Annotated in this window: 26 protein-coding genes; 7 read left to right on the plus strand and 19 right to left on the minus strand. The window is 53.6% G+C overall.

The features are described from left to right. Positions 1-274: 274 nt before the first annotated feature. Positions 275-910, plus strand: coding sequence for a LysE family translocator (locus tag EUZ85_RS08360; protein ID WP_127968861.1), 636 nt, complete (start codon positions 275-277; stop codon positions 908-910). Between the two features lie 15 nt (positions 911-925). Here EUZ85_RS08360 and EUZ85_RS08365 read toward each other — a convergent pair whose 3' ends face one another. The 5 genes from EUZ85_RS08365 to EUZ85_RS08385 are packed head-to-tail and all read right to left on the minus strand — an operon-like array spanning position 926 to position 4,960. Next, a complete protein-coding gene (locus EUZ85_RS08365; RefSeq protein ID WP_241566995.1) occupies positions 926-1,378 on the minus strand; it encodes a GNAT family N-acetyltransferase in 453 nt (150 codons plus the stop codon). Positions 1,379-1,382: 4 nt separating this feature from the next. Next, positions 1,383-3,077 carry a hypothetical protein gene (locus EUZ85_RS08370; protein WP_127968862.1) on the minus strand — a complete coding sequence of 565 codons (1,695 nt, stop codon included), beginning with the start codon at positions 3,075-3,077 and terminating at the stop codon, positions 1,383-1,385. Between the two features lie 18 nt (positions 3,078-3,095). After that, positions 3,096-4,220, minus strand: a complete 1,125-nt coding sequence (locus tag EUZ85_RS08375; protein WP_127968863.1) for a hypothetical protein — start codon at positions 4,218-4,220, stop codon at positions 3,096-3,098. Beyond that, positions 4,220-4,483, minus strand: a complete 264-nt coding sequence (locus EUZ85_RS08380) for a hypothetical protein (protein ID WP_127968864.1) — start codon at positions 4,481-4,483, stop codon at positions 4,220-4,222. Before EUZ85_RS08380 ends, EUZ85_RS08375 begins: the two co-directional genes overlap by 1 nt. A 9-nt stretch (positions 4,484-4,492) precedes the next feature. Then, on the minus strand, positions 4,493-4,960 hold the full coding sequence (locus EUZ85_RS08385; protein WP_127968865.1) for a hypothetical protein: 468 nt from the start codon (positions 4,958-4,960) through the stop codon (positions 4,493-4,495). Positions 4,961-5,192: 232 nt separating this feature from the next. Here EUZ85_RS08385 and EUZ85_RS08390 point away from each other — a divergent pair, with 232 nt between their 5' ends. Then, positions 5,193-5,957 carry an ABC transporter substrate-binding protein gene (locus EUZ85_RS08390; RefSeq protein ID WP_127968866.1) on the plus strand — a complete coding sequence of 255 codons (765 nt, stop codon included), beginning with the start codon at positions 5,193-5,195 and terminating at the stop codon, positions 5,955-5,957. A gap of 72 nt (positions 5,958-6,029) precedes the next feature. On the opposite strand, the gene EUZ85_RS08395 is transcribed toward EUZ85_RS08390, so the two are convergent. From EUZ85_RS08395 to EUZ85_RS08430, 8 genes are all read right to left on the minus strand, one after another. Beyond that, a complete protein-coding gene (locus tag EUZ85_RS08395) occupies positions 6,030-6,800 on the minus strand; it encodes a heme ABC transporter ATP-binding protein (RefSeq protein ID WP_127968867.1) in 771 nt (256 codons plus the stop codon). Positions 6,801-6,846: 46 nt separating this feature from the next. Next, positions 6,847-7,866: an iron ABC transporter permease gene (locus tag EUZ85_RS08400; protein ID WP_127968868.1), complete on the minus strand. Its 1,020-nt coding sequence runs from the start codon at positions 7,864-7,866 to the stop codon at positions 6,847-6,849. 6 nt (positions 7,867-7,872) lie between these two features. After that, positions 7,873-8,790, minus strand: a complete 918-nt coding sequence (locus EUZ85_RS08405; protein WP_241566996.1) for a hemin ABC transporter substrate-binding protein — start codon at positions 8,788-8,790, stop codon at positions 7,873-7,875. Continuing rightward, positions 8,751-9,830, minus strand: a complete 1,080-nt coding sequence (locus EUZ85_RS08410; protein WP_127968869.1) for a hemin-degrading factor — start codon at positions 9,828-9,830, stop codon at positions 8,751-8,753. The genes EUZ85_RS08405 and EUZ85_RS08410 overlap by 40 nt, the downstream gene beginning before the upstream one ends. A 57-nt stretch (positions 9,831-9,887) precedes the next feature. Then, on the minus strand, positions 9,888-11,108 hold the full coding sequence (locus tag EUZ85_RS08415; RefSeq protein ID WP_127968870.1) for an HmuY family protein: 1,221 nt from the start codon (positions 11,106-11,108) through the stop codon (positions 9,888-9,890). An 89-nt stretch (positions 11,109-11,197) separates the two neighbouring features. Then, positions 11,198-13,204 carry a TonB-dependent siderophore receptor gene (locus EUZ85_RS08420; RefSeq protein WP_127968871.1) on the minus strand — a complete coding sequence of 669 codons (2,007 nt, stop codon included), beginning with the start codon at positions 13,202-13,204 and terminating at the stop codon, positions 11,198-11,200. 168 nt (positions 13,205-13,372) lie between these two features. Beyond that, positions 13,373-14,260 carry a response regulator gene (locus tag EUZ85_RS08425; protein WP_127968872.1) on the minus strand — a complete coding sequence of 296 codons (888 nt, stop codon included), beginning with the start codon at positions 14,258-14,260 and terminating at the stop codon, positions 13,373-13,375. A gap of 23 nt (positions 14,261-14,283) precedes the next feature. Continuing rightward, complete coding sequence (locus tag EUZ85_RS08430; protein WP_127968873.1) at positions 14,284-16,833, minus strand: ATP-binding protein; 2,550 nt, start codon at positions 16,831-16,833, stop codon at positions 14,284-14,286. A 254-nt stretch (positions 16,834-17,087) separates the two neighbouring features. On the opposite strand from EUZ85_RS08430, the gene EUZ85_RS31345 reads away from it, so the two are divergent. The 4 genes from EUZ85_RS31345 (at position 17,088) to EUZ85_RS08450 (ending at position 20,861) form a co-directional block, all read left to right on the plus strand. After that, positions 17,088-18,152 carry a glycosyl hydrolase family 18 protein gene (locus EUZ85_RS31345; RefSeq protein WP_129498727.1) on the plus strand — a complete coding sequence of 355 codons (1,065 nt, stop codon included), beginning with the start codon at positions 17,088-17,090 and terminating at the stop codon, positions 18,150-18,152. Further along, the gene (locus EUZ85_RS31585) at positions 18,110-19,684 is read left to right on the plus strand and encodes a chitinase (RefSeq protein ID WP_210408477.1); all 1,575 of its coding nucleotides are present in this window, start codon (positions 18,110-18,112) and stop codon (positions 19,682-19,684) included. Before EUZ85_RS31345 ends, EUZ85_RS31585 begins: the two co-directional genes overlap by 43 nt. Before the next feature lie 124 nt (positions 19,685-19,808). After that, positions 19,809-20,351, plus strand: coding sequence for a demethoxyubiquinone hydroxylase family protein (locus EUZ85_RS08445; RefSeq protein ID WP_127968875.1), 543 nt, complete (start codon positions 19,809-19,811; stop codon positions 20,349-20,351). 57 nt (positions 20,352-20,408) lie between these two features. Continuing rightward, on the plus strand, positions 20,409-20,861 hold the full coding sequence (locus EUZ85_RS08450) for a hypothetical protein (RefSeq protein WP_127968876.1): 453 nt from the start codon (positions 20,409-20,411) through the stop codon (positions 20,859-20,861). Positions 20,862-21,404: 543 nt separating this feature from the next. On the opposite strand, the gene EUZ85_RS08455 is transcribed toward EUZ85_RS08450, so the two are convergent. The 6 genes from EUZ85_RS08455 to EUZ85_RS08480 all read right to left on the minus strand — a co-directional run bounded on the left by EUZ85_RS08455 (position 21,405) and on the right by EUZ85_RS08480 (position 25,187). Further along, positions 21,405-21,602 carry a hypothetical protein gene (locus EUZ85_RS08455; protein WP_127968877.1) on the minus strand — a complete coding sequence of 66 codons (198 nt, stop codon included), beginning with the start codon at positions 21,600-21,602 and terminating at the stop codon, positions 21,405-21,407. Positions 21,603-21,674: 72 nt separating this feature from the next. After that, the gene (locus tag EUZ85_RS08460; RefSeq protein WP_127968878.1) at positions 21,675-21,941 is read right to left on the minus strand and encodes a hypothetical protein; all 267 of its coding nucleotides are present in this window, start codon (positions 21,939-21,941) and stop codon (positions 21,675-21,677) included. 87 nt (positions 21,942-22,028) lie between these two features. Beyond that, positions 22,029-22,484, minus strand: a complete 456-nt coding sequence (locus EUZ85_RS08465; RefSeq protein WP_127968879.1) for an SMI1/KNR4 family protein — start codon at positions 22,482-22,484, stop codon at positions 22,029-22,031. Positions 22,485-22,487: 3 nt separating this feature from the next. Next, on the minus strand, positions 22,488-23,711 hold the full coding sequence (locus tag EUZ85_RS08470) for a hypothetical protein (RefSeq protein ID WP_127968880.1): 1,224 nt from the start codon (positions 23,709-23,711) through the stop codon (positions 22,488-22,490). Continuing rightward, the gene (locus EUZ85_RS08475) at positions 23,708-24,670 is read right to left on the minus strand and encodes a DUF4123 domain-containing protein (protein WP_127968881.1); all 963 of its coding nucleotides are present in this window, start codon (positions 24,668-24,670) and stop codon (positions 23,708-23,710) included. Before EUZ85_RS08475 ends, EUZ85_RS08470 begins: the two co-directional genes overlap by 4 nt. A gap of 190 nt (positions 24,671-24,860) precedes the next feature. After that, the gene (locus tag EUZ85_RS08480; protein WP_127968882.1) at positions 24,861-25,187 is read right to left on the minus strand and encodes a hypothetical protein; all 327 of its coding nucleotides are present in this window, start codon (positions 25,185-25,187) and stop codon (positions 24,861-24,863) included. 235 nt (positions 25,188-25,422) lie between these two features. On the opposite strand from EUZ85_RS08480, the gene EUZ85_RS08485 reads away from it, so the two are divergent. Continuing rightward, a complete protein-coding gene (locus EUZ85_RS08485) occupies positions 25,423-26,004 on the plus strand; it encodes an alkylphosphonate utilization protein (protein ID WP_127968883.1) in 582 nt (193 codons plus the stop codon). The last annotated feature ends 7 nt before the right edge of the window (positions 26,005-26,011 follow it).

A 26,011-nucleotide genomic window follows, 5' to 3' on the forward strand; every position in this document is an offset into this window, starting at 1 on the left:
GTGTTCCTGTTGGAATAACCATTTCTGTCTGTGTAATTATTGGATTCAACCAATAAGTGCATCACTATGTGTAAAATTGACTCGCTTATTAATAGTGGTGTGCCGATAGTGTTCTGGTCAAATCCCACAGGCCGTCTTTTTTAATTAAATAGGCTAAAAACTCAATTGGATTCAATTGATTGAAGTAACTACTATTTTGATCGACCGGCGGCTCGCGTGGATTCGCCCTGTTTTTAGGCTGTACGTCTATGTTGGCGTGGTAAAGGAGTGAATGATGGGGTTGGATATCTGGTTTATGTTTGCGTTGGCCTATCTGGTCACCACATTATCACCCGGGCCGAATGTTTTGTTGGTAGTCAAGAACAGCTTTCAATATGGGTGGAAGTCCGCGTTTGTGACGGTGCTGGGAAATCTGTCCTGCCAGTTTGTGATCGTATGCCTTGTCGCGATTGGCGTGGGGGAGCTTCTTGAGCAGCTTCCGATATGGTTCACTGTGCTGAAAGTACTGGGTGGGACGTATCTTATCTATCTCGGTTTCAAAAGCTTAAGGGCGGGTGGCGGGTCTAACTTATCGTTACCGGATAAAACGGGACCGGGCGCGCACTTCAGCTCACGCAAGCTCTACATTGAGGCTTTTCTTGTCTCCGCAAGTAACCCTAAGACTTTAATATTCTTATCCGCCTTTCTACCTCAATTCATTAATACGGAGCAGTCGCATCTGGAGCAGTTTGGCGTTATGTATGTCTCTATATGCGTGATTGTCACCTGCGTTCACTTGGGCTACGCCATGTTAATGAGCCGAGTCGGGCAACGTTTTCTCGCACGGGATCTAGAGCGGAAAATATCAAAAGTCTCGGGTGGATTGTTTATCACCATGGGCGGAGGGGTGCTGTTGAGTCAGCGTGTATAGCAGTTAAGGCGCGCTTCAGCGCTGGTTGAATTCATAATAAATATCAAACTCGCCCTCGTGAGTTTTGACGAAGCCGTGTTTCCGGTAAAAGTTGTTGGCTTTGCTGTCGCGGAGCGCGCAGAGTCTTATTGGCAGATCTTTATTCGCGGCTTCCGACTTTACTTTCGCAATTACCTTTCCGCCGATTGATCGGTTTTGATAATCGGGATGAATATAGAGGTGATCGAGGTGCAGGTGGTCGTGCTTGTTGCGCAGGACGAAGAAACCCGCCAGCTCTCCGTTTTCTATGATCTTGAAAGTCTCCTCCGGAACGAATGCGTCCAGGAAACGTCTCCTCACTCTGTTTTCATCAAACCGCCCCACGGCTTCCAGGCTGGGTTGCATCGCCTGGACCCTGAGTTCAGCGAGGGCGTCGCCGTCCTGATTGGTCGCATTTTCGTAGTGCGTGGTTTGGGCTGGTTGAGTCACGGCTTTATTGCTCCTTCAATTCCTGTTCCGACGGATAACGGCTGAACAGATTAAAGTGTCCGTATAGATATTTGTTGGGAAAGTCGGGGGAGATGACAACGCCTTTTGCGAGTACGCCTTGCTTGCCGAAGCGTTTGGTGTAGGGCTCCAGGTAGAAGGCGACGGTTAGCGGCGTGTGGGACAGCTGGCCCAGCGTGGCGCTGTAGGTGACGGTGTCCACGGTGACTTCTTTGCGCAGTTTTGCGTAATCGGGAAGGCTAATCTCGCGCAGATCAAGCTTGGTAACAGGAGGAGGCGCGTTCTTGTCTTTGTTGAATGGCTGGCGATACAACTCATTCTGGTAAGCGGACATATAGGCGCTCAGAACATCGAACAGGTAGCGGCTGAACTTATCCCAAAACGGGCCGACTTGATCCGGGTGAACGCCCACCAGCCAGTTTTGCTTTTCGGTATACAGACGTCTTTGCTTTTCGCGATCAATATTTTTATACAACAGGGTCGCGAACAGCTTCTGGTTCTGCTTGGTCCAGTCTGACTCCAGTGGTGTCGGCAATGGTTGTTGTTCGGCCACATGACGGTAGCGTTGATAGTTGCGCCAGGCCTCGTAGCGCGCCAGCGCGCCGAACATGACGTCCGCCAGTGTGGTGATTTCGCTGGGGCGGAATGAGCCGTCCTTGATGGTTTTCAGCGACTTTTCCAGATAAGCCCGCATTTCCTTCTGCTCACGCTCGTAGATTTCCGCTGCGCTGTCCAGTTCGGGGGCGGGGTATTCATGGCGGCCTGCGATGAGTTGACGGCCTTCGTTGACGATTTCACTCATATCGTGCAACTTGTTGAAAAATCCAACCGCCCACACCACACAGACCAGAATGCAGACGCCGGAGGTAGCGAGGTGTTTGCCGGTAACGCCGGACTTATCCCGCCGATGGTCCGGCAGCAGCATCAGAACGGAAAGCCCCGCCAGACTGAATAATCCCAACAGCCCCACCAGCATGCTGTAGCCTTTGCTTTCCGCATAAAGAATACAGCCGCGCAGCAAGACGAGATGACCAATGAAGAAGGGGATATAGCCCAGATCTATGCCAGCGGAATAGAGAAAGTTGATCTTCAGCAGATAGCTGTCGGAGACAAACACAATAGTCAGGATCAGTCCGGCCCAGGACAGCCACTTCGCCGCCCGTTTCTGCTCACGGTCCGCTTCTTCCAGTCGAAACGGCTCCGCCTGAACAGGGGCTGGCTGCGGCGGAGGGTTTTGCAGCCGTTCCTGCATCTGGCGATATTTTTCCAGAATGACGCCGCAATCGAGACACTGAGTGGCGTCGATATTCTGTGACTGACATTTCGGGCAACGGGAGCGGTCATCCGTCTTGGGCTGCATTCCCGCCGCCTGTGGCGACGCTGTCGGTGAGCCGGGCGCATAGTTGTGATGCTGCGTTGTATTCGCTGCGACGGAGGGAGTGGCGGTGTTCTCCGTCTGTTCTCTCACTGCGCCAACGGCGCCGACGCGGGCGAACTGCTGCTGATAGGACTTAGCGGTAAACTCGTTTAATCCTTCGCGACGAAATATCTTTTCGCCGTTGAATATGGACGCTAATTCCGCAGGAGCGGCTTGAAACAAACTCGCCAGTCCGGCCTGGACTTTTGCTTGATCCGCCCCGGGAGAAAGCTGGCCTCTGAACTCGAAGGAATACTGTTTCATAACCGCTTTATACCTGCTTCATACAAGCGGACTCCTGAGCAAACAGGCGCAGAAGGCCAGCAGACGCAGTCTTTCCTGTGGAGAGAGGTCGGGTTTACGAATTTGCGCAGCCGGCTCCGGCGTGGCGTACACCAGCGCCGCCAAATTGCCCTCCTGGTCCAGCACCGCCATGGCGTTCTGCGGGTCCCGGGAAGGAGAGGCCGCAGACTTGGCGCGTTTACGCTTGAGGAAGTCCAGAACTTTCTTCGCATGCCCCAGGTATTCGGCGACAGGGCCCAATGCGGTGTCTTCCACCAGTTTCTCCTGAATCTTGCCCAGAGCGTCTTTGCTGCTTTCGTGAACGCGCACGGCCTGCCGCCATTCATAAACGAGGTCGCCTTGCGCATCCGTCAAGGTCGCGCTTTGTTGTTTGCGCTCAATGACGCCGAGGTCATGCTGCTCCGCATCGATTAGCCGATGCTTTTTCGCGCCGACCCAAAAGACGGGAAGCTCCTGCTGATAAATACGATGTGCGCCACGGGCGTCAGCAATGGACTGCAGCATGCGCGGTTGCAGGAGTCGGGGCAGACAGACGATGGCCAGCAGCAGGAAAACGATGCTGAGGACGCTGGCCAGAGCGCCCCACTGCAGATAGTGCGTCATCACCCGCAACAGGTGATTCTGCAGCGTCAGGGCCAGTCCGGTTGAGGCCAGCACCAACGCCAGCGGGCTCCAATACGCGTTGTGATTGACGATGCGGGCGACCGCCGTCTCGGACTCATTGGACAGGGTGAGAGATTCGGAGAAATGAACCAGATGAGGCGTCAGCTTGCCGGCTTCGAACAGCAGTATTTGATCATCCTGCTCCTCTTGGTCTGGCTCCTGCGGGGCGGCTTGTAAGCCTGCTTGCAGACAGGCGGGGTTTAATTGCAGCGCCAGTTCCGTCTGCAAACCAAGCTGATGCAGCTTTTTCCGCCAGCCCTGAGCCTGTCGCCAGGTCAGATTACTTTTCAGTTTCAGCGGTGCGCCCGCGAATACCTTGGCGGTCATGGCGTCGTTCAGACGTAACTGCGCTTTTAAGTTACGCTGAACCTGATTAAGTTCCTGGCCGCTGGCGAGCTTGCCGCGAGTGACGACCTGATAGGTTTCTACGTCGTCCTGCATTATTCCGACACACTATGTTTAGCATTAAAAAAAATCAGACTGACGATCTGCAGCAGTAATGCCGCTCCCAGCAGGCCGACCGGCCATAATGAGGGTGACTGATCCATCGCTTCATAGGAGCCGCCGTATGCGGATAATGCCGCGGCGAACCAGAGGCAGGCTGCTGCGGCTTTCACCTTATTGCCGAGCCTGACCCGGCGTGACAGCGCGTTGAACCACGACGGATGTATGCTTTTCGCCAGCGACGGCTTACTACGACTCATGATGAAAAATCAGCGGGAGGAGAGGGCGTGAAACAGCTCTTTCAGCAGCTCTTTCTCTTCGGCGATGATGCGTTCGTTGAACCTGTAGGGGTAGCTGCTGACGCTGGCGGCGGCGATATCCAGGCAATAATTCATCATGGCCTGTTTGCTTTCCATCTGGTTCTGATATTTGGATTTGCTCTCCATTCGATCCAGGCACAGGTCTCTGAGCTCACGCAGCATTTCAGGATCGGGACGGCTTTGCGTGAAGCGGTCGAGAAACGCGTTAATGTCATCTTCTGAAATGAATTCGATATCCGGAGACTCGCGACTGACCCGACTCAGATGCTCGATGGTGTAACGGTAGAGAATTTTCACTTCGGCGTCCTGACAACGGCCATCCGCCCAGATCATTTCAATCAGGGGAATCAGCTCAAGCAGGTAGATATGGGACTCCTTTAAGCCGTGTTTTTGTAAAAAATTGTCAAACCCTTCCACTGCAATGTCCTATTTTTCCAATCTCGGTTAGGGGCGTTTTGCGCCCGAACTCATACAGATACGCGACATTATAGCGCTTATTCAGAATATCGCCCGAATTTCACAGATTGTGAACTGGCCCATTGACGCGTGCGTCCTCACTGGCGGCTTTAATGTCTTCTGCTAGCCTTATCTGCGATAACCAATAATAGGTTGCGGAGCCTATCCGTAGTCAAAAATGAAAGGTAAACAAATGAAAAAGACGTTATTTAACCGCCTGATGAATGTGCTTGTTTTATCCGCCGCTGTGGTCTTTTCCGGGACCTGCGCCGCAGAAAAAGTGACCCTCGCCAATGGCGAGTGGGCGCCGTATCTATCTGAAAGTCTGAAAGAATATGGTGTAATTTCCGATGTGGTGAAGAAAGCCTTCGCCAACGAGAATATTGAGGTGGAATATGTATTCCTGCCCTGGAAGCGGGGTTATGAAGACGCCAAGAACGGCAAGCTTAATGGCTCGCTGATCTGGAGTCGCACCGAAGACCGGGAGAAGGATTTCGACTATAGCGACACGGTTATCGACTTGAAGACGGTCGCCTTCTACAAGAAGGGCAGTGGTTTCGACTGGAGTGACGCCGCGTCGCTGAAAGGCAAAAAACTGGGAGGCGTCACCGGCTATAGCTACGGCTTCGATGAAGAGGAAAAGTCCGGAATGGTCAGCATTGAGCGGGTGTCCAGCGCGGACGCTAACGTGAAAAAGCTGCTGGCGGGACGGTTGGACGCCTACATGGAAGACTTGGATGTGGGCAGCGAGCTAATGAACAGCATGGGCGTGATGGATCAAGTTGAAGTACATTCCAAGCCGATCAAAGAGAAATCTTATCACTTGATTCTGAATAAGACGCAACCGGAAAACAAAAAGCTGATGGAAGCCTTTAACCGCGGTTTGCAGAAGCTGAAAGACAGCGGCGAATACGACAAAATGATAGAGGCCTCCCGCCGCGGCGAATACAAAAAGTAAGTAGTTATAAAAAGTAAGTAGTTAAAAAAGTAAGCAGTACCTCCTTCAGCCGCCGCGCTTTGCGCGGCGGTCTCAGTCGATCATCGCCATGGGCCGCTGTGTAATGGGATGCGGCATGATGCGACTTTCCACCTGATAAACCTCCCTGACGTTCTGCGACGTAATCAATTGCTCTGGCGCGCCTTCCGCTACGATGCGCCCATGATTCATCAGCACCAGACGGTCGGCGTATTGGGCCGCCAGATGCAGATCATGTAGCACGCAGAATACGCCTACGCCTTTGGCCGCAAGCCTGCGGGCCAGTTTCAATAAGGCGCATTGATGCTTCAGGTCCAGTGCGGAAGTAGGTTCATCCAGCATCAGGTATTGGGGACCGGCGCCGACTCCCGTCCAGAGCTGAGTGAGGGCGCGGGCGATCTGTACACGCTGGCGTTCGCCGCCGGAGAGATCCTGGTAATTTCGCTGCGCAATATGACTGGCGTCTACTTCTTTCAGAGCTTCCTGACTCAGACGAAATGGATCGCCCCCAGATACTGAGCGTTGCGCGCCCATCAGCACGACTTCCATCGCACTGAAGGGAAAGTCGAGATGCACGGACTGGGACAAAACCGCGCGTCGGCGGCTTAACTGCGGCAGGCTGAACTGGCTGATGGGTTCATCGTCCAGCAATACGTGTCCGCGGGAGGGCGAAAGCTCGCCCGCCAGGGTCTTTAGCAGCGTGGACTTGCCTGCTCCGTTTGGCCCTAGCGTCACTACCAGTTCTCCAGGACTGAGGCTGAAATTTATTTGCTCCAGCAAGGTTTTGTCCTGACGTATCACGGACACGGCGAAGGCGTGAATCATAGCGGGACCCTCTGCTTTTCTCGGTTATCTTGGAGCGTGGAATGCATCATGAACGCACCCCGGATTTCCGGCTCAGCAACAACCACAAGAAAAACGGGCCGCCGATCAGACTGGTCAGTATGCCTACGGGCATTTCCGCCGGTGCGAACAGCGTGCGCGCCAGAGTGTCGGCGGAGATCGTCAGCGCGGCGCCGAGGACGGCGGAAGCGGGGATTAACACGCGATGATCCGCTTTCCAGAGCAGGCGCACCAAATGCGGCGCCACCAGCCCGATGAAACCGACGATGCCGGATACCGCCACAGCGGCGCCCACGGCGACGGCGGAAAGCGTGATGACGCGGGTTTTCAGTTTCTCTGTGTCCGTGCCCAGATAGCGGGCTTCCTGCTCGCCAAGCAGCAGTCGGTTCAAGTCGCCGGATTGACGCATCAGCATGCCGATCACTGGCAGCGTGATGGTGAACGACACCCCCACTGACGGCCATAGCGCGCCGCCGAAGCTGCCCATTGTCCAGAAAGTCAGTGTACGCAGTTGCTCGTAAGTGCTGAGATAGGTGAGAAAGCCTACCGCTGCGGCGCACATCGCGTTGACTGCGATGCCGGCCAGAATCAGATGCGCCAAGCTGGAAGCGGCGCCAAGCTGACCGACCTTGAAGATCAGCCAGCAGGTGGCCGCGCCGCCGAGGAAGGCGGCGACGCTGAGCCCATACAGTCCCATCCAGCCGGTGCTGAAAGGGAACAATACGATGACTAACGCTGCCGCCAGCGCTGAGCCGCTGGAGATGCCGATTAGTCCTGGGTCCGCCAGCGGATTGCGAAACAATCCCTGCAAGGCTGCGCCGCTGACCGCCAGGGCGGCGCCCACCACGCCGGCCAGAAGCACTCGGGGCAGGCGGATATGCCAGAGAATCATCCAGTCCTGGCTGCTCAGGTCAAAGTTCAGCACGGAGCGCCAGGTCAGAGAATATGCGCCCAGCATCACCGCGCCGAGAGTGGCGACGGTCAGACTGGCGCCCAGCAATAACCAGATGCGGGTGGATTTGTACGGCATGGCGGAGAGGGTCTGCACAGGTGTTTACTCCATCCAGGTTTGACGAAGCTGTCTGGCGGCGACCACCGTGCGGGGACCGAAACCGAGCAGCAACAATCCATCCATGGCGGCGATTTTGTCATTGCGTCCCGCCGGCGTGAGCCTGACTCCGGGAATGTCGCGCATAGCATCGATGCCTCCGGCCTGCTCCATCCCCAGGTTAGTGGTCAGGATCAGGTCCGGTTGCGCCTGCGCCAGAGACTCCGGCGTCATGGGTTTGTAGCCTTCCACACCTTGCAGCGCGTTCACTGCTCCGGACAGGCGGATGATGCGGTCCGCCGCTGTGTTGGAGCCCGCCACCATGGGCGCGCCGCCGCCGTGCTGAAGGATGAAAATCACCCGCGCGCTGCGTTGGTCCTGAGCTTTCTCCTGTTCCAGTTGCTGTTGTTGCGCCTGCATGTCCGTCACCAGCTTATCCGCTTGAATCTCTGCTCCAAGCAGGTAACCGATTTGACGAATATTGGCGTAAACCCCGTCCAGATCCTGCGCGGTCGGGACGGTTAACCAAGTGGCGCCGGCGCTTTTCAGCTGTCGCAGAACGGAGGGGGGGCCTGCATCCTCACTGGCCAGCACCGCATCCGGGCGCAACGCGAGAATACCCTCGGCGGAGAGGGAGCGTTCATACCCTATTTTCGGCATATTCTCCGCTTCGGGCGGGTAATAGCTGGTGATGTCGGAGCCGATCAGACGCTGTTCCTGTTCCAGCGCATAGACAATCTCCGTCACGGCTCCGCCAATGGAGAGGATGCGCTGCATGCGTTCGGGAGACGGCGTCGCAGCCTGGGCCGCCACGCTGGCGATCCACAGCAATGCAACGCCGGCCAGGCGCGCGCTCCAGTCACGCACTGAGAAGCCGGCCACGCTCATGACAGGTTCTCCACCGACGCCACCAGTTCGCGCCACTCAGTCAGCTCCGGCTTGCCGGGCTTACGGGCGCCGAACAAGGTGAGTACTAACTTGCGCTCTTGGTTGAAGCATTCCAGGGAGGTCACCACGCCATCGCTGGTGGGACGGCGCACCGCCCAGCAGCTCGTCAGTTGCTCAGTGTTCAGGTGCAGGTTGAAGTCCGGGTCCAGCACGTTGAACCAGGGGCCGGTGCGCAACAGTTTGTTGACGGTCCCGGTATGGATCTGCACGACGCCGTCGTTACCGACGAACGTCATGATCTCCAGCTGGCAATTGGCGGCGAATCGCAACGCCTGCTCCATGGCGTCCGTCGGCAGACGATGGGCGTATTCCTGACCCGCCAGTTGCAGCGCTTCCAGACGATCAATGCCCAGTTTGCTCAGCATGGCGTTGAAGTGGTGGACGTCTTTCAACTCCGACCAGGGCTGACGCATGTCGTCTTCCGTCACCTTGCCGGCATTGGGGTAATTCGGCGGCGTCTTCGCTTCGGGCATGAAAAACAGCTCCGCGTCGACAGCGAGGTGAGCGTTAATCCACTGGTCCCAGGCCGCCATATCCGTGTGTTCGGTGGCGTAGATTTTGTGCGTCGCCGTCCCGGAGGCGTCGAAAAACTGAATGCTGCGGCGGGGCTGCTCGTCGGCGCCTTCGGTAACGGCGTAAGCGTGACGCCAGTGCTTGAAGAAGACGCGCAGATCGATCTCGCCCAGACATAGGCCCATGACGCCAGCCGCGTTAGCCTTGAAATCATGGTAGACGCCGTGACGTTCGTGCACGGCCTGGTCGTTGCGGGTCAGCGCCATTACCCGTCCCACTGATTCGATGGACGTCAGCATCTCCGCGAAGTCGTCGCCAAGGGGCTGGACGCGCTGTTCCATCTGCGTCAACAACAGCGCCAGTTCGCTCACTCCCAATTGTTCCGCCGCATTGCGGATGCGCAGACGGGGTTGCTCCCGCCGCATTTGCGTCCAGGATTCTTTCAATCCCTCAGCAGGTTGTTTGATCGCCGCGTCTCTGCTGAGAACCGCTTGAGCCGTCATGTGTTCACCTCGTTATATGTGCGATATATGTGCAATGGTTCCTGTGGAGCGCGTGGATTATTTGGCGACTGGCATGAAACGGATATTGGGATGCCCGCTTGCGCCCGCGTCGGAGTAGTAATTGGTAATCTGCAGCTTGTACTTGGTGGCGTCATCGCCGCCGTTTTGGGTTTCGATCACGTAGACGCGGTAGTTGGACCAGATTTTGTGCTGGCCTTGCAGGTTATAGGCGTACCAGGGCGAGCCTTCGAATATGCCCGCGGTGGCGTCGGCCACATAGTGCATGCTGATGTCCGCGCCAGTGTCGGACTGCGTGCCGGAGACATAGTTGTTCAGGTCCGCGACAGGGAGCGGGCCGAAAGCGCCGCCGGCGCCGCTGCCTGAGGGGCCGCTGTTGGTCCAGAGCGTCCAGTTGAAGCCCTTGATCTCCAGTTTTAGATCCCAGGCCGCGTTGGCGCAGTCGACGGTTGCGTCAGCATCGAAATCAAAGCATTGGCTGCCGCCGCTGAAAGGAACGGAGGCGGCGAAGGTGGCGTCGCCGGTGAAGCCCGTTGCATCGGAGGGTTGTACGTCGAAGCTGAAGGTGACGTCTATATTGGCGCTGGGGTTATAGGTCAATGAGGTAGCGTGGAAGCGGGCGTAGCTGGCGCCTGAGTTGGAGCGCAGCAACCAGCCGTTGGCGTCGTTCAGCGACACCATGTGAGTGGAGATATCGTAGTTGTACCAGCCCAGGTCCATGACGTTGCCGGTTCTGTCCCCGGAAGCGGTGATGGCGCTCAGCACGCTATCGCTGGTGAAGGTCAGATCAGCGGTGTTCACGGCAGCGAGAAGGTGCTCTTCTTCCGAGTCCGGCGTGGCGTTGAGAAATACGTTGGCGTTGGGATCGCCGCTATCTGTGTAGAAATCCTGCTGCGCCACCGCGAGCGCGCCGCGCACCTGGCCGGAGCCGGAAGCGCCGCCGTTGAGTACGACGCCAGTGCGGCGAAAACCGATATGCCAGTCAGTGGAAGAAGCGGCTTCCGCTGCCGTCAGCGACAGGGTTTGGCCTGTGGCGAGGTTGACGTAGGTGTAAGCGTCGCGGCTGCTGGCGTCGACGATCAGAGACGTGTAAGCCGCGCCGGAGCCATTATCAGGAGTGGAGCCGCTGTCGCCGCCACTGGTTGGCGTATTGTTGTCGGGATCGCCGGAGCCTCCTCCGCCGGAGCAGGCGCTGAGTAATATCAGAGCGGCGGCGATGGCGCCGGATTTGACTGCAAGGGTGGGGGAGACTGGTTTCATAGCGTTGCCTTTATGTGTTTTTTGGGTGTGTGAGTGGGTTATTGCCATAGTGCTGCGTGATTGTGCTGAGTGATGTCCGGGCGCCGGCGTCAGCCTTTGATGCGTACGCCCAGGTAGAAAAATCGGCCTTCGTCCGGGCGGAAATCGCTGGCGTCGCTGAAGTCCCGCTGTGTGTCCGTCAGATTGTCGATGCCGCCGAACAGGGTGACGCCCCGGGGCAGAGGTTGATTCACTTTGAAATCGAACGTGCTCCAGGATGGCGACTCCATGGAGCCGGCGATGTCGATGAACTCCCGGGATTGAAATACGCCGTCTAAAGACAGCTGCGTTCCCCAGGCGGCCAAGGTGTAATCTGCGCCCAGTTTCACCTGATGGCGCGGGCGCTTCGGCAGTTCCAGGCCGGTGCGTTTGTCTTCGCTGTCCATCCAGGTGTAGCCGCCGTGAACTTTCCATTGCGTTGACAGTGGGTAGGCGGCGCTGATTTCCGCGCCCCTGGTGCTGGCTTCGGCGATGTTGGTGTAGCGGTGAATGGCGACGCCGTCGCCCCGATCCGCTGTGGCGTCCGGGTCAAAAGCGGTTTCGATCAGATCGGTGATGTCGTTGTAGAACAGATTGATATCCACGTAGGCGCCTTGGTCGCCATAAGCGCCGACGCCTAACTGGTAACTGGTGGATTTCTCCGGCTGCAGGTCCGGATTGCCCAACACCATGTATCCCAGGTGGCTGTGATCGAACACGTAATAACGTTCTTTCAAATTGGGTACGCGATATCCACGGCCTACGCCGCCGCGCAGGAACAGGGTCAGGTTGTCTTCGCGCAGGAGTTCATAGCGCGTATTGATTTTGGGCGCGGCGTAAGAGCCGAAATCGCTGTCTCGCTGTAAGCGGACGCCGGGAGTAATTTCCAGGCGGTCACTAATGAAATAGTCGTCCTGAAGATATGCCTCGATGCTATGGCGATCCGTGCCGGCGGGCACTTCGACGGCGTCGTCATGGCGTTGTTCAAGCGTCTCTTCGAACCCTTCCAGGCCAGCGGAAAGCAGATGATCGTCATTCATGGCGTAGGACCAATCCAGGGTCGCCCTGCGGGTCTCCATGCTGGCGCTGCGGCGGTCTTCCTTAACGGCGGTGGCGATGGCGTCCTGATAGGTGACGTCGTCGAATTGCTCCTGTAGCAGTCGGGCCTGGAAATCACCCATCGCGGTGCGCCAGACGGCGGACGCGCTTAGTCGGGTGCGCTCGGCTTCTTCCTCTTTGACCTTACGGATTTCCTTACCGGCGGCGTCAGCGGAGATGCGGTTGTTGAGGTCTTCACGATAGTAGCCGCCCAGCAGCTCATAGGACTGGTTCTGGTCGGGCTTCCAGCCCAGACGGGCCGACCAGTCGCCGCGTTCGCCTTCTGCGCCTTGTGTGGTCCAGTTTTCTGGCGTGGCGTCGAAGCCGTCGCTGTCGCGATAGTCCATGCTGAGCGCGCCATACCAGGCTCCGTCGCGGGCGGATAGTCGCGCTGAAGCGCGGCGCGCGCCGATATCCGCCGTCTCGCTGCCGATATTGTCTTTGCCGAAACTGCTGGCTTCCGCCAGGGCTTCGTAGTGCAGGCCCTGCTCAATATCACGGGTGATGATGTTGATGACCCCGCCCATGGCGGCGCTGCCATAGAGCGCGGAGGTGGCGCCTTTGACGACCTCTATGCGTTCGATATTGAGACTGCCGATCTGGGTGACGTCGACGCTGGAGCCGGTGCTGGCGGCGACCGGTTCGCCGTCAATCAGCACTTTGACGCGGTTGCTGTCCAATCCCTGCAGCCAGACTTCATAGCCGCTCTTGCCGTGGATTCTTTTCAGCAGCAGACCGGGGACGTCTTCAAGCGCTTCTTTGACGTCCCGTGCGTGTTTGCGTTCGATTTCCTCACGCGTCACTACTTCGGTGCGCACCGGCGTCTCCATCAGCAGCTTTTCGCTGCGAGTGCCGGTGACGACGACGGTATCGAGCACCGTTTCCGGCGCGGTCGAATCGCCCAGCGCCTGCTGCGGCAGCGCGAGAGTGAGGGGAACAGTGAGTGTGACAAGTAGAAAAGGGTGAGATGTATGCGACACGAACAACCACTATCGACAGTTAAATGATAATGATTATCATTTAACAAAATTGATTCTCTGTCAATAATGATTCTTATTTGCGTTTGTGTGAATGGTATTATTCACGGAGACGCGGATGTTTTTCTCTAATCGATCACCAAATAGTTCTGGGGCCTGCAGAGACGGTTTTTAAACGAGCACTTTGCAAATAACCCGGTTGCCATCCCCTTCATATGTCAGGTCGTCAAAGCTGAGCAGATTGGCCATGGCGATGCCTCTGCCATGGTTATCTGTGGCCCGCTCGACGCTGATCTGCAGGTATTCGCGCCAGTTGAATCCTGGTCCTTGATCGGTGATGGCGACGGTGATGGCGTCGTCGGTTCTAGTGAACTCCACCTGCACGCGTTTGTTTTGGTTTTCTGGAAGCTTCTGGCGCCGCTGCACCTCATTCATCCACTCTCCGCGCAGGTTGAGGTCGGTCTTTTCGTCATAGGAGATGCCCAGGTTGCCATGCTCCACGGCGTTCACCAGCAGTTCCGCCAGACCGGTGACGACCTTGGGGGGAAAGGGAAACAGGTCCGCCAGCAGAATCGACGCCTGCTCGGCTTCCTCCACGGTAGCGAAACTCAACGTAAGTTGGCGCGCCATATGTCGCAGAGACTCATTTTTCCCCAGCTCGGTCATGAGCTTGTGGGACTCTTTGCCGAACTCCAGCGCGGCCTTGATGATGGAAATCAGCACCTCTTCCTCATAAGGCTTGGTGAGGTAGTAGTAAGCGCCGGCGTCGATGCCCTCGCGAATTTGTCCTGACTCCGCCGCCGCGGTCTGCATGATTACCGGAATCTCTTTAGCTCTTGGGTGTTCCTTGAGTAGCTGCAGAAACGCGAGGCCGTCCATCTTCGGCATCATGCGGTCGAGCAGGATCAGATCCACTTTGAAAAGGTGGCGCTCCAGCGTTGACCAGCCTTCGACGCCGTCCGCGGCGGTGATAAGTTCGTAACCGGTATCGGCCAGATAGGCTCGGATCAGGCGTAAATTGCGTTCATCGTCGTCTATCGCAAGTATTTGTTCATGCATGCTGAGCGCTCTTGTCCTTGCTGTCAGGTGGGCGAGGGCTCCGCTTCTGGAATCAGCGCAATGAAGTCGGCGCCGCCCTGTTCATGGTTGCGGGCGTATATGACCCCGCGATGAGCTTTGATGATTTCGCGGCATATCGCCAGACCGAGCCCGGTTCCGCCTGCGCCGGTGTCTGTACTGCTGCTCTGGACGAATTTGTCGAAGATGCTTTCCAGCTCCGCATCAGGGATACCGTCTCCCTGGTCGGAAACGCTGAAGGCGAACACAGGCTCATCCGTATCCATCAAGGATAACTCTAGCAGCAATATGTTGTTTTGCGATCCATGAGGAAGCGGCGTTAATCCCACAATCTTCCTCTGCAGCTCGCCCACATCCGCCAGTTTCCAGCATGGGCGCTCCAGGGCTCCGGCCTCTTGCGCCAGCTTCGCCAGCTTCTCGGCCTTGCGTTCGCTGAGTCCGCCGACGCGGCGCCAGTTGCTGGCGTAAGCGCTGGTTTGAGCGGCCTCGGGGTGTGGGCGCGCGCCTTCCAGGTGAGTGGGGGCGATGACGTCGCCCTCCTGAATTAAATAGATGGCGGAATGGCTTTCATCCCAGGGCAACTCCCTGTTCAACCTTCTCAGGGTCTCGGTCAGGCAGTTCTCTTCCTGAAAAGGCCAGTAGGGAAATTCGGCTGCGCTGGATTCACTCGGGCAGGGGGCGGGGGAAGTGAAGAGTTCTATGAGCTTGTCTGGTTGCTGCAAAAGTAGCGCGGTCTTCTCGTTTAATCGCTCCAGCGTCAATCCGTGCAGAGCCAGCAACTCATACATGTCCGGCGTGCGATGGGCGATGCGCAGCGTGATATGGCCTTGTTGCGGGGAAAACTTGATCGCATTGCTGAGCAGGTTGCGCAAGACCTGAGTCATTTTGGGGCCGTCGCACACAACAAAAGAGGAGTCCAACAAGTCTTCGGTATGAATCTGCAGCTCCTTTTTGCCCCAAAGCGGACGCAGCTCCTTAAGAAGCCTGTCCCGTATGGCGAGGATATCCACCAGATTGAACGTGTAAGTCATGCGACCGGATTCCAGCTTGGCGAGATCCAGTAGATTATTCAGCAGCTCCAGCAGACCTTCGGCGCTGGTTTTGACTTCGCTGAGGTGTTCGTAAACCAGCTCATCCGAATTTTTCACCCGTTTCAGGCACAGGCTGGTGAAGCCTAGAATCGCATGCACCGGGGTGCGCAGTTCGTGTGACATGTTAGCCAGAAACTGTGACTTTACCCGGTTGGCGCGCTCCGCTTTTTCCTTTGCGGCGGTCAGCTCACGGGTTTGTCGCTCCAGTTGCTGCGCATATTCTCGCAACTGCTCGTCCGCGCGCTGCTTTTCTGTGATGTCCTCCAGTATGCCGAGGAGCGTTTCCGGCTCGCCCTTGTCATCGAAGATGGGCACCTTGGTAGTATGCGCCAGCCAGGTGCCGCGAGAGGTTGTGATTGGCTCCACCTCCACGTTCACCACCTCTCCAGACTGCATGACTTGTTCATCGATGCTGCGGAAGAAATCCACCTCCGCCTTGTTGGGGAAAATGTCGTAGTCGGTCTTGCCGATGATATCGTCCCGGCTCGCTTCGAACAGCTTTTCCGCCTGGCTGTTCCATATCAAAAAGCGGTAGTTGTTCTTTACGTCCTTGGCGAATACGGCGACAGGGATGTGGTCGATAATGCTGGCCAGCATGTCTTTCTGCACTCGCGTCTGTCGTTCCGCCTCGCGTCGATTCTCCGCTTCACTTTCCGCCACATTTTTGGCGCCCGCCAGCAATTGATTGGCCTGCTGCAGGCGCTGCAACAGGTTATGCAGCGTGCGTATGAACAGTCCCAGGTCGTCATCGCGGTCCTTTTCCGGCAGATTGATGAACTGAGGTTGGTCCTGCATGGCGCGCAGATGACGGGTGACCCGCCTGAAAGGGCGAATGATGGTGTGAGTCAGGCGGAAACCCGCGCCGAGACAGGTGACGAGCAAGATGGCGACGCTGATGAAGGTGATGCCTTCGATAAAATGCAGTCTTTCCTCAATATTGAGAGAGGAGCGGTGCACGTACTGATCTGAAATCTCTTGTTGCCGGTATAGCAAATTAACCGCTTCATCGCGCAAGGGAGATATTTTTTCGTGCAGGATAGTCATGGCGGTCCCTGGCGTCGCTGTCTCCATGGCCTGAAACATTTGTTCGCCAAGCAGGGCGATCTCCCGTAAATGTCCGTTCAGCTCATCTTCAATTGCTGAAGTGTTTTCCATAATGGCTCGGGAAGGAGAGCGATTTATCAGTTCTGACAGAGTGCGATAGTTTTCCAAAAACTGTTTTTGCGCCGCATCGCGGGCGTCCTGATTAGCCTCCATGGGAATGCGCTCCAACATGGCGTAAATACGCGCAAAACCCAGCCCCACCTGATCGAGATGTTTGAACAGAAGCCGGTCCTGATCGATGATTTTTTTCGACATGTCGCTGACGAAATGCAACTGCCAGTGCTGGAATAGCGTAGCTCCCAGCGCGACTATTGTGATCAGCAACAGCGCGGAGAGTATTCGGTTGGAAGTTTTGCGCATGCAGGCGTCGCGGGAATTCCTTTACGTTATGACTGTCTGTTCAGAATGTAATTGTTATATACGCGGAAAATCTCCAACAAGTGTAGTTCATACCCAAAGGCGCTGCGGCGCGCCTCACGGCTTGAAGGGCGCAGGCAGGTCATCACCCAAATAGCATATAAAAAATCATAACTCCGGATGATACCAATTGGTTGTTTAATGTATGACCATTGGCGTACCAATGATACGAAAACAGACAATGGAAGGGTGATGAGATGAATCCACTTAAGAGAACAGGTATGCTCTCTCTGGCGTTGACGACCGGGTTGATGGCTGGTCAGGCGCTGGCGGAGTTTAAGGTGGTGGGCTACTTTCCCACTTGGCAAGGGGATGTGAACAGCATTCCTTACGACAAAGTCACTCATATCAATTATTCCTTTGCGCTGCCCACGGCCAGTGGCGGGTTACAACCGCTTGAAGGCGGTACGCAACGTTTGAGCGCCCTGGTGCAGCAGGCGCACGCCGCTGGCGTGAAAGTACAGATCGCTGTCGGCGGTTGGAACGACGGCGACGACTCCGCCTTCGCTGCGCTGTCAGCGAACAGCAGCGCCCGCGCTACGTTTATCCAGAACATCATGAACATGGTGGATCAGTACGGTCTGGACGGTGTGGATCTGGACTGGGAATATCCTGAAGCGGGCGCCGAAGCGAATAACTTCAAAGTCCTGATGCGGGAGCTTGGTGAGGCGTTGCACGCGAAAGGCAAAATTCTGACCGCCGCCGTCACCGCCACAGATTTTCCCGGCAGCATAGATGCTGACGTAATCAGCAGCGTCGATTTTCTGAATTTGATGGTGTACGACCTGGGCTATCCGCACTCCACCTATGAGCATGCTCAGAGCGCGTTAAGCCACTGGAAATTCAACGAAGGTCTGCCGCAGGAGAAAGCTGTTCTGGGCGTGCCTTTCTACTCCCATAAAGACTGGGTGGCCTATAAAGACGTGATCGCCCGCTACGGCGCTTCCGCAGCCCAGCGTGATGACGCTGGCGGCCTGGATTACAACGGCCAGCCTACCATTCGCGCCAAAGCGGAGCTGGCTCTGGCGGAGGCCGGGGGCGTGATGTTCTGGGAAATTTCCCAGGATACTCATGACGACACATCCTTGATGAAAACCATATGGGATGTGGTAAGCGGTTCTACCGATCCAACCGATCCAACCGATCCAACCGATCCAACCGATCCAACCGATCCGATCCGACTGATCCGACTGATCCGACTGATCCGGGCGCCTGCGATGTGGCCGTTTGGAGCGCTTCTGCGGTTTACACCCAGGGCATGAAAGTGAGTTATGAGGGCAAGATTTACGAGGCGAAATGGTGGACTCAAGGCGAGACGCCTTCTCAGTCCGGCCAATGGGGCGTCTGGAAAGAAGTGGGCGCTTGCGATGATGATGGCGGCGCGCCGACGGACCCAACTGATCCGACGGACCCTGCCGACCCAGGCGGCCCGACTGATCCAACTGACCCTGCGGACCCATCCAGCTGCGCAGTATGGCGGGAGGGCGTGACGTATCAGGCAGGCGATGTGGTGTCGTACAGCAACATCGTATACACCGCTTTGGTGACTCACACCGCGCATGTGGGCGCCAATTGGAACCCTGCTTCCACGCCAACCTTGTGGGAGCAAAAAGGGGAGTGTGATGATGGGGGAAACGATCCCGGAGATGGCGACGGGGATAATCCCGGCGATGGTGATGGCGATACACCGGGGGATGGAGATGGAGATAACCCAGGCGATGGCGATGGAGACAATCCTGACGACGGCGGCCCTGGTCCTGACAGCGGGTTGCCCAAACACGCCCTGATCGGTTATCTGCATGCGAGCTTCGCCAATGGCTCAGGCTATGTGCGCATGGCCGACGTTTCCAATGACTGGGATGTGATTAACCTGTCATTCGCAGAACCGACCTCCCCAACCTCGGGTGAGGTGGAGTTCCATTTATGCCCGGTATCCGAGTGCGCCAATGTGGAATCCGAAGCGGAATTCAAGGCCGCAATTCGCGCCAAGCAGGCCAAGGGCAAAAAAGTGCTGATTTCCATCGGCGGCGCCAACGGGCAGGTGCAATTGACCAGCTCAGAAGCGAAAGATGCGTTCGTGCGTTCCGTTTCAGCGATTATCGATAAGTATGGTCTGGACGGCCTGGACATCGACTTTGAAGGACACTCGTTATATCTGGATTCCGGCGACAATGATTTCCGTAATCCGACCACGCCGGTTATCGTCAACCTGATCGCTGCCCTGAAAGAACTCAAGGCCAAGTATGGCGCGGGCTTCGTGCTGACCATGGCGCCGGAGACCTTCTTCGTGCAGAACGGTTACAGCTTCTATGGCAGCGGTAAGTGGGGCGGCGCCGATCCTCGGTGTGGCGCGTATTTGCCTGTGATCTACGCGATGCGTAACGATCTGACGTTACTGCATGTGCAGGATTACAACTCAGGGCCAATCGTTGGGCTGGACGACCAGTACCACACCATGGGCACGGCGGACTTCCACGTGGCGATGACGGATATGTTGTTGGCGGGCTTCCCGGTGCAGAAAGATTCCAACATGATGTTCCCTGCGCTCAAGCAGAGCCAAATCGCGATTGGCCTGCCATCCAGCGTTAACGCCGGCGGCGGCTTCACCTCCGTGCAGGATGTGCAAACTGCGCTGGACTGCTTGATGAAGAAAGAGAACTGCGGAACATACCAGCCCAAAGGCGTTTACCCCAATATGCGAGGGCTGATGACCTGGTCTATTAACTGGGACAAGTTCAACGACTACGAATTCTCCAAGAGCCATAAGGCGTACTTCGAGCAGTTTGGTCTGTAACCGTCATTACTGAATAGATCAGTGCGATTCAGAAGGCGCCTAAACGGCGCCTTTGCTTGTTTAATATCCAGGCTGCGGATATTGTGTGCGGCTCAGTAGTCGTAAACAGAAGTAGCAGTCAATCATGGACCTCACCTCCGTCGCAGATGGCTCTAAAAATACGCCGGGTAAAATTCTTCAGGTTAATCACGCCGGTGAATTCGGCGCCATTAACATCTATCGCGCGCAGATCGCCGTCGCACGCCTCACTGGCGCCAGACACCTGGGGCTTCTGGAAGAATTTTTAGCCCACGAAAAAGAGCATCACCGCATCTTTGGAGCAGAGCTCAAACGCCGGGGCATTCGTCGTTGTCCCAGTCTTTGGCTATGTGGCGTCGGCGGTTTTGTACTGGGGTTGATCTCCGGCCTGCTGGGCAAAAATTCAGTGCTGGCCTGCACCGCCGCAGTGGAAACCGTTGTTCTGAAACACTTACGCGAGCAACTTCAGGCGCTGGAAAAACTGGGCGACCAAGCCGCCTATGACGCCGTAGCCAAGATCGTTAAAGACGAAGAAGAACACCAGCAAGTTGGAATGGAAGCTAATCAGGACTGCATCTTCTATCGTCCCTACTACAACATTATCAGCCAATGCACGGAAGCCGTAATCTGGATGGGAATGCGTTTCTAAATCACAAAAGCGCTTTACGTTACCTGGTTTGAATTCGGTCCGCCTTTAATAGATTTTATGAGCGACAAATATACAAGAAGACAAGTTGTCTCCGCACTGAAAAAAACCTTGATAGTATTTATCAGCGTGTTCTCCCTGATCCTGTTCTTTGGCTTCATCATTCCGCTTTTACTCGAACTGAAGCTTTCGTCATTCTCCTGGCTAATCTCCTGGAGTTTTTGGAAAGTCATCTTAATCATTGTCAGCGCCCTTGCCGCACTGTATCTAGTGGGAACATGCCTAAACAAAGCGGACCAGTTCCTGAAACAACGCCTGCCATTTAAAGCCTACGCCGCCTACCTGGCGTTTGGGCGTCTTATGCAGGTGATTATGTATCTGTTTCTTGGCGCAATGCTTTATCGTGGATATATCAATGGGAATGCCCAAGTATATGGAGGTGCTTTGGTGATTGTGTACGTTGTTTTTGCGAACAATTACAGGAGGTTGGTTAATGGTGGTGATAAAATGTGAGTGTTATTTTGGTATAAGAGGATGTATGCAAGAAGGAGCTACTTAAAAGGCTCTTTGATAACGCTTTCGCCATTGCAATAGTACTTAAATGCTCCGTTACTTTTTGATTTGTCACAGGTTTCAATTAGCCTGAAAAAATAGTCAGTGAAGGTTGACCCTCTATCTTCTATGTGGCTTCTTCCTTCGTCTATTCTATATACAACAGGGTCTGGATTTCCGTTGCAGATAAAAAGTCAAATATCAACTCATCAAAAGAAGAAAAAACAAATGACTTTTTAGGGGTTCTTATTCCCAATTCCTCTTCTTCTATTAAGCTATCCAATGAGTCTCTTAGGTTCAGTATGTCGGGATAAGATAAAATTAGCGTGGAGCCAAGCCTCCCCATATTCTTACCTCAGCAAAGAAGGAAGTTTTTATAACTATCTGGAAGTTGGACGGAAAACGACTTTTCTAGGTTTATAATATCGCTGGGCGCTGCGCCAATTAGCTCATCTGCGGTAGCTAACTCATTTTCGATAATTGCTATTTTAAATTCGCCTGGGGTCATGTTGGCTTTATTAACCCCCTTTTATCAATTTGGTCCAAGTATCCTGGCGCATCTATATCCATTATTTTTGCTTGTTCTTTTGTCAGTCTGGTTAAGAAATTGTTAAGTCGAGGCGCATTCGCTAATGAAAGGGCTTGGTTGTCTTTTATTTCGCCAGATGTTTTTGAAAAATAAATATCTACGTTTAAGGACATGAGTAAACGCAGAGGTGAGCTTCTATCTGTCTCATATTCTAACTGGAACCAGAGCGTTACTCCTCCTTTTAATCAGTTTTCAATGCCATCATTGCCGACTAGGCTTAAATCCAAGTCTGCCTCTACCTCCAAAATATCGTGGTAATTGAGCAGGAAGTTTTCCAGTGATTCTTCAGTGGCATCAGGGTTAAACTGCGCAGCATCCTCTCCTACAGAGTTTGTCGTAATTGACAGGCTTCCCAGTGTGGCGAAGTCGCCAAGAGAACTGATTATGCTTGAGACAGATGTTCTAAGGAGAGTTTGTTTATCTGAATCACTATTTATAAATTCAGAGTGCATTACCTCTAGATCCCAGCATGCTAGCCCTATCTTGTATCGCCAAGTATTTGTCGGTAAGTTGAATTGCATTAGATTCAGGCTACCCTGCTATGTTCTTACACCAGAAATCGATAGCAGGAAGTTTGATAGATGCTCATCTTCTTTGTATGTATGGTTGTCCCATATTGATAAAAAGTATACAGCAGGGTCGTTACCATCGCTCAATTTGAAATACCAGAATTGCTCGCCGGAGTATTCGCCAATAAGAAATACGTCGCTTTCTAGCGTCACAGGGGATTTTGCTTCTGAGTTAGCTTCGTCAAATACATCTTTGAGTTCTAATAAGTCAGGGTACAGATCAATGGAAACTTCCTTGAAATAGCCGGATGGCTCCTTTCCGCAAGTTATAAGGAATTCTTTATAAATTTGTGGAAGTTTTCCGCAAGCATATTCTTCTAGGTTATGAATTTCTTTCTCATCTAAGCCGGCATATTCTCTTATTAAATGCTTGTTTATCAGTTTTTCCAAATTATCATTGAGTTGCTTTTTGAAGCTGATAGTCATTTTTTACTCCGTGAAAAGGCGTTTCACATCTGGCGTTTTTGCAGTGTGGCCAGAGGTTAATATTTCAGTAACTTTATGTGCGTCGCCATTTGTTTTGTTAAAATTGCTTACCGCACTTTCGCACTGCTGGCATACTTCTAACTCGGATAATATTCTGATTTTTGATGAATCGAATTTGTTTTTCTCTATTATGTTTAATAAAGATTCCAGGCCAATTCTTTCTGAGTCATTTATTCTGTCTTGAACTCGAACACCTCTTGGGTCTTCAATGTACGTGAAAAAACCTTCTTTGTTGTTGTAGTTGTTGAGTCCATCAAGTAACTTTCTCTGCTCTATTGGGACTACGTCTATTCCGCTTTGAATAACAACATTTCCTTTATAACCATTGCCAAAGTCAAAATCTATTAGTGCTAGGTTTGCCCTGCTTGATTTTGCAGAATTTAGGCCATTTTCCTTTCTTAACTTCTTAAAAAATTCTATCAGTTTTCCCGAATCCTTACTTTTAAAAACATCATCGACTAAGTTGTGGTCGACGTTTTTAATTTTTGTGGACTGCTGTGGGAAAAAGCTATAAATTTTTTTATCAATATCATTTGCAATATTATTGCCTGTGGCTGCCGAGTTATCTTCAAGTTCGATTGTGCTCTTAGGTTTGCCCTTAGCCTTCCATACCTCAAAACTATCTTCCCCACCATTTGCTACCCACATTCGATAATTTACGTCATCCTGAGGGTCGACGGGGAAGATTTTTCCGTTTTCATCCGCTGTCCCAACTATCACTCCATCTTGCGACCATATTTCGCCATCTGGGTAGACTTTGTATTGAGTGGCGGTCCCATTGGCGTCAGTACCAATCAATGTAAAGTCGTCTTCATTATAGGCGTATGATATATCTCCTTCAGTCCATTCTTGGGTGAAGACGGAATTGTCTGTAATCAAGACGCCCGCGACTACTCCTGCTGTCGTACTGGCTACCCTGCCAAAGGCGCTAGCTATCCCTCTGAGAGATGTTGTCCATCTTGGGTCGTTAGCTGGAATTTTACCAAATCCCTCAAGCTGTGATGGTAATGGCGTGCGAGTTGGGCTCAGCTCCATTGGTGTGGGGTAGGAAATTTTGGGAATGGCAGTGGAGGCATTATTTAATTTGCACTGCTGTACCCCACTGTCAATCTCATTTGGATTTTGTCTCTCTTCTGCAATTATTGTTTCAAGGTCTTTGACGCTCATAGTGATAGCGCCTCCTTTTGTGTGGGGAGGCTGCGGCAAAAGCGGTATAGCGCTTCAACTCGGGAACTCTTTGAGCCTAGCTCCCAATTATCAATAAAACGCTTTCTGATCCAGGCGTATTCAGGGTTCGAGAGAAAGTCCCAACCGAAAGTTATGCAAGCATATATGTAGTAGTAAGCTTCATGGCGTGCTTTCAAGCCTAATATATTCATTTGATTTAAGGCCGTTTCAACACGCTTTTGTAATGTATTCAGGTTATAACACTGCAGACGTTGTGGATAGCAATCTTTAAAGTCTGTTGCTAGTTTATATATAAACTTTCGTCGGGGAATTTCAGCTAGGCGCTCATGTTGGTATTGGGTGATTTTTAGATAGGTATCGTTGTTGCTAGCGGAATGTGCTGATGAGAGAGTTATATCGGTTTGCTCAAACGAGGCGCTATCAAGACTTTGTCTTGTTTGACGAAGGTTTTTGAAATTGCGCTGGTAGCATAACGAATAAGCGTCGTCTTTATCTTCCATCCAGAAAGATCCAATATCCCCCATAATCCTTTCTAACTGTTCTTGATCACAGATAGGTAAGAATTCACGTAAGATGTTAGGGGAGTAATAACGAAACAGCCACTTTTCATTATTAGGCCCGAGTACCCGGTTGAGTTTTCTAAAGTGATGGGCTAAGGCTTGGATTGGTTTATAGCTAGCAATGAATATCCCCCAGTTTCTTCCCCAGCCTTTATGAAAATACCATTGTGTGAATGTATTTGCGCCAAGTTCGATCAGGTGGGGTGATGCTGCACGTAATGTGCTTCCGACATCGCGAAAGAGACACATGCTATCGTTATCGCTACGTAGAATTGCTTGATAAATTGAGTCGTCTATAGCGCAGTCCGCCAGTGCATAATAGTGACGATAACCAGGACAACTATGTTGCAACTGCTGAAAGCAAGGGATTTCTTTCATTAACACTTCTCCGACGTCTAATCCTAAGCTGAGGAGGAACTGGTGCGCGTTTGGTTTGCAAGGGTTACAAACTGAAATAAAGCAACTGAAATTGTAAGTCTGGTGGCAACGGGACTGAATCGGCTATAAGGGCTAAGTCATTTGAAGTGGGAGGCGGGGCGGCTAAGCGAATCTTGCAAGTGAGAAAGCCTCAAGCATCAGGATCATAATAAAAATAGGGGGCGCCGTTTTCGTCAACGATGCAATCATATAAGCCTAGCGAGTAGCGCTCTAAGTGGAGGTCTTCTTCTTTTTCGCTTGTTGCTTTCATGAAAGCGTTCCAGTGTTCTTTATGTTTGGTATGACAGGCGTCGAACTGAGCTTCCACGGCGGAGATGCAGGCGGGGTCGTCTTCGCCGCAGGTATCTATAAGATGTGTTTTCTGCAGCTTTTCTCCAGCCAAACCGATCAGGCTGTCGCAGCCCGTCAGTAGTAACGTGGTGAGAAATGTGACGGCGGCTTTGTATTGTGGGCGCATGTAATATCCTCTGATCGTGGGCCAGATCCATGGTCGGCCTTGTTTGAGGGGGCATTATAGGGCGGCTTCAGATACAGGAAAGCGTTTCGACCGATTTTAGCTGCGTTTATTGATCTGGATTGCGTCTATCCTCATTAAATCGATGTCAAAATATGGCTCCAATCTGCTATCGTTGCGCCCCTTGTCGGCGCTCGGCGCTGGTCCCGGATTTAAATTCAGATGTGAGTGATAAGGTATGAGTACAGAACAAACATTGCATGCGCGCAGCGAATCAAAATGCGAACTTTGCGGCGCGACGGATAATCTCGGGGTCTATGCGGTGCCGCCGGCTTCCGACGGTTCCGCCGACCAATGCATTCTGGCTTGTGCGGTTTGTCAGGGGCAGATGGATGAGCCGGATACGTTGGAAGTTAATCACTGGCGTTGCCTGAACGACAGCATGTGGAGTCAGGTTCCCGCTGTGCAGGTCGTGGCCTGGCGCATGCTAAAGCGTTTGAGTGCGGAGCCTTGGGCCCAGGATTTGAGCGACATGTTGTATCTGGATGAGGATACGCTGACGTGGGCGAAGGCGACGGGTGAGGGCGAAGCCAAGGAAGAGGCGGTGCGTCACCTGGACAGCAATGGCGCTGTGCTGGAAGCGGGGGATACGGTCACTTTGATCAAAGACCTGGACGTGAAAGGCGCCAACTTCACCGCCAAGCGCGGCACGGCCGTACGTGGCATATCACTGGTGGCGGACAATCCTGAGCATATTGAAGGCCGGGTCAACGGCCAGCAGATCGTGATTCTTACCAAATACGTAAAGAAATCCAAATAAGTCGACG

The organism is Hahella sp. KA22 (assembly GCF_004135205.1).
GTDB lineage: Bacteria > Pseudomonadota > Gammaproteobacteria > Pseudomonadales > Oleiphilaceae > Hahella.

Excerpts from the sequence above, each read along its gene's own strand:
- EUZ85_RS08360 (WP_127968861.1), top strand. The coding sequence starts at position 275 with ATGGGGTTGGATATCTGGTTTATGTTTGCGTTGGCCTATCTGGTCACC.
- EUZ85_RS08370 (WP_127968862.1), bottom strand. The coding sequence starts at position 3,077 with ATGAAACAGTATTCCTTCGAGTTCAGAGGCCAGCTTTCTCCCGGGGCG.
- EUZ85_RS08375 (WP_127968863.1), bottom strand. The coding sequence starts at position 4,220 with ATGCAGGACGACGTAGAAACCTATCAGGTCGTCACTCGCGGCAAGCTC.
- EUZ85_RS08380 (WP_127968864.1), bottom strand. The coding sequence starts at position 4,483 with ATGAGTCGTAGTAAGCCGTCGCTGGCGAAAAGCATACATCCGTCGTGG.
- EUZ85_RS08390 (WP_127968866.1), top strand. The coding sequence starts at position 5,193 with ATGAAAAAGACGTTATTTAACCGCCTGATGAATGTGCTTGTTTTATCC.
- EUZ85_RS08395 (WP_127968867.1), bottom strand. The coding sequence starts at position 6,800 with ATGATTCACGCCTTCGCCGTGTCCGTGATACGTCAGGACAAAACCTTG.
- EUZ85_RS08410 (WP_127968869.1), bottom strand. The coding sequence starts at position 9,830 with ATGACGGCTCAAGCGGTTCTCAGCAGAGACGCGGCGATCAAACAACCT.
- EUZ85_RS08415 (WP_127968870.1), bottom strand. The coding sequence starts at position 11,108 with ATGAAACCAGTCTCCCCCACCCTTGCAGTCAAATCCGGCGCCATCGCC.
- EUZ85_RS08425 (WP_127968872.1), bottom strand. The coding sequence starts at position 14,260 with ATGCATGAACAAATACTTGCGATAGACGACGATGAACGCAATTTACGC.
- EUZ85_RS08430 (WP_127968873.1), bottom strand. The coding sequence starts at position 16,833 with ATGCGCAAAACTTCCAACCGAATACTCTCCGCGCTGTTGCTGATCACA.
- EUZ85_RS31345 (WP_129498727.1), top strand. The coding sequence starts at position 17,088 with ATGAATCCACTTAAGAGAACAGGTATGCTCTCTCTGGCGTTGACGACC.
- EUZ85_RS08445 (WP_127968875.1), top strand. The coding sequence starts at position 19,809 with ATGGACCTCACCTCCGTCGCAGATGGCTCTAAAAATACGCCGGGTAAA.
- EUZ85_RS08450 (WP_127968876.1), top strand. The coding sequence starts at position 20,409 with ATGAGCGACAAATATACAAGAAGACAAGTTGTCTCCGCACTGAAAAAA.
- EUZ85_RS08455 (WP_127968877.1), bottom strand. The coding sequence starts at position 21,602 with ATGTCCTTAAACGTAGATATTTATTTTTCAAAAACATCTGGCGAAATA.
- EUZ85_RS08460 (WP_127968878.1), bottom strand. The coding sequence starts at position 21,941 with ATGCACTCTGAATTTATAAATAGTGATTCAGATAAACAAACTCTCCTT.
- EUZ85_RS08465 (WP_127968879.1), bottom strand. The coding sequence starts at position 22,484 with ATGACTATCAGCTTCAAAAAGCAACTCAATGATAATTTGGAAAAACTG.
- EUZ85_RS08470 (WP_127968880.1), bottom strand. The coding sequence starts at position 23,711 with ATGAGCGTCAAAGACCTTGAAACAATAATTGCAGAAGAGAGACAAAAT.
- EUZ85_RS08475 (WP_127968881.1), bottom strand. The coding sequence starts at position 24,670 with ATGAAAGAAATCCCTTGCTTTCAGCAGTTGCAACATAGTTGTCCTGGT.
- EUZ85_RS08480 (WP_127968882.1), bottom strand. The coding sequence starts at position 25,187 with ATGCGCCCACAATACAAAGCCGCCGTCACATTTCTCACCACGTTACTA.
- EUZ85_RS08485 (WP_127968883.1), top strand. The coding sequence starts at position 25,423 with ATGAGTACAGAACAAACATTGCATGCGCGCAGCGAATCAAAATGCGAA.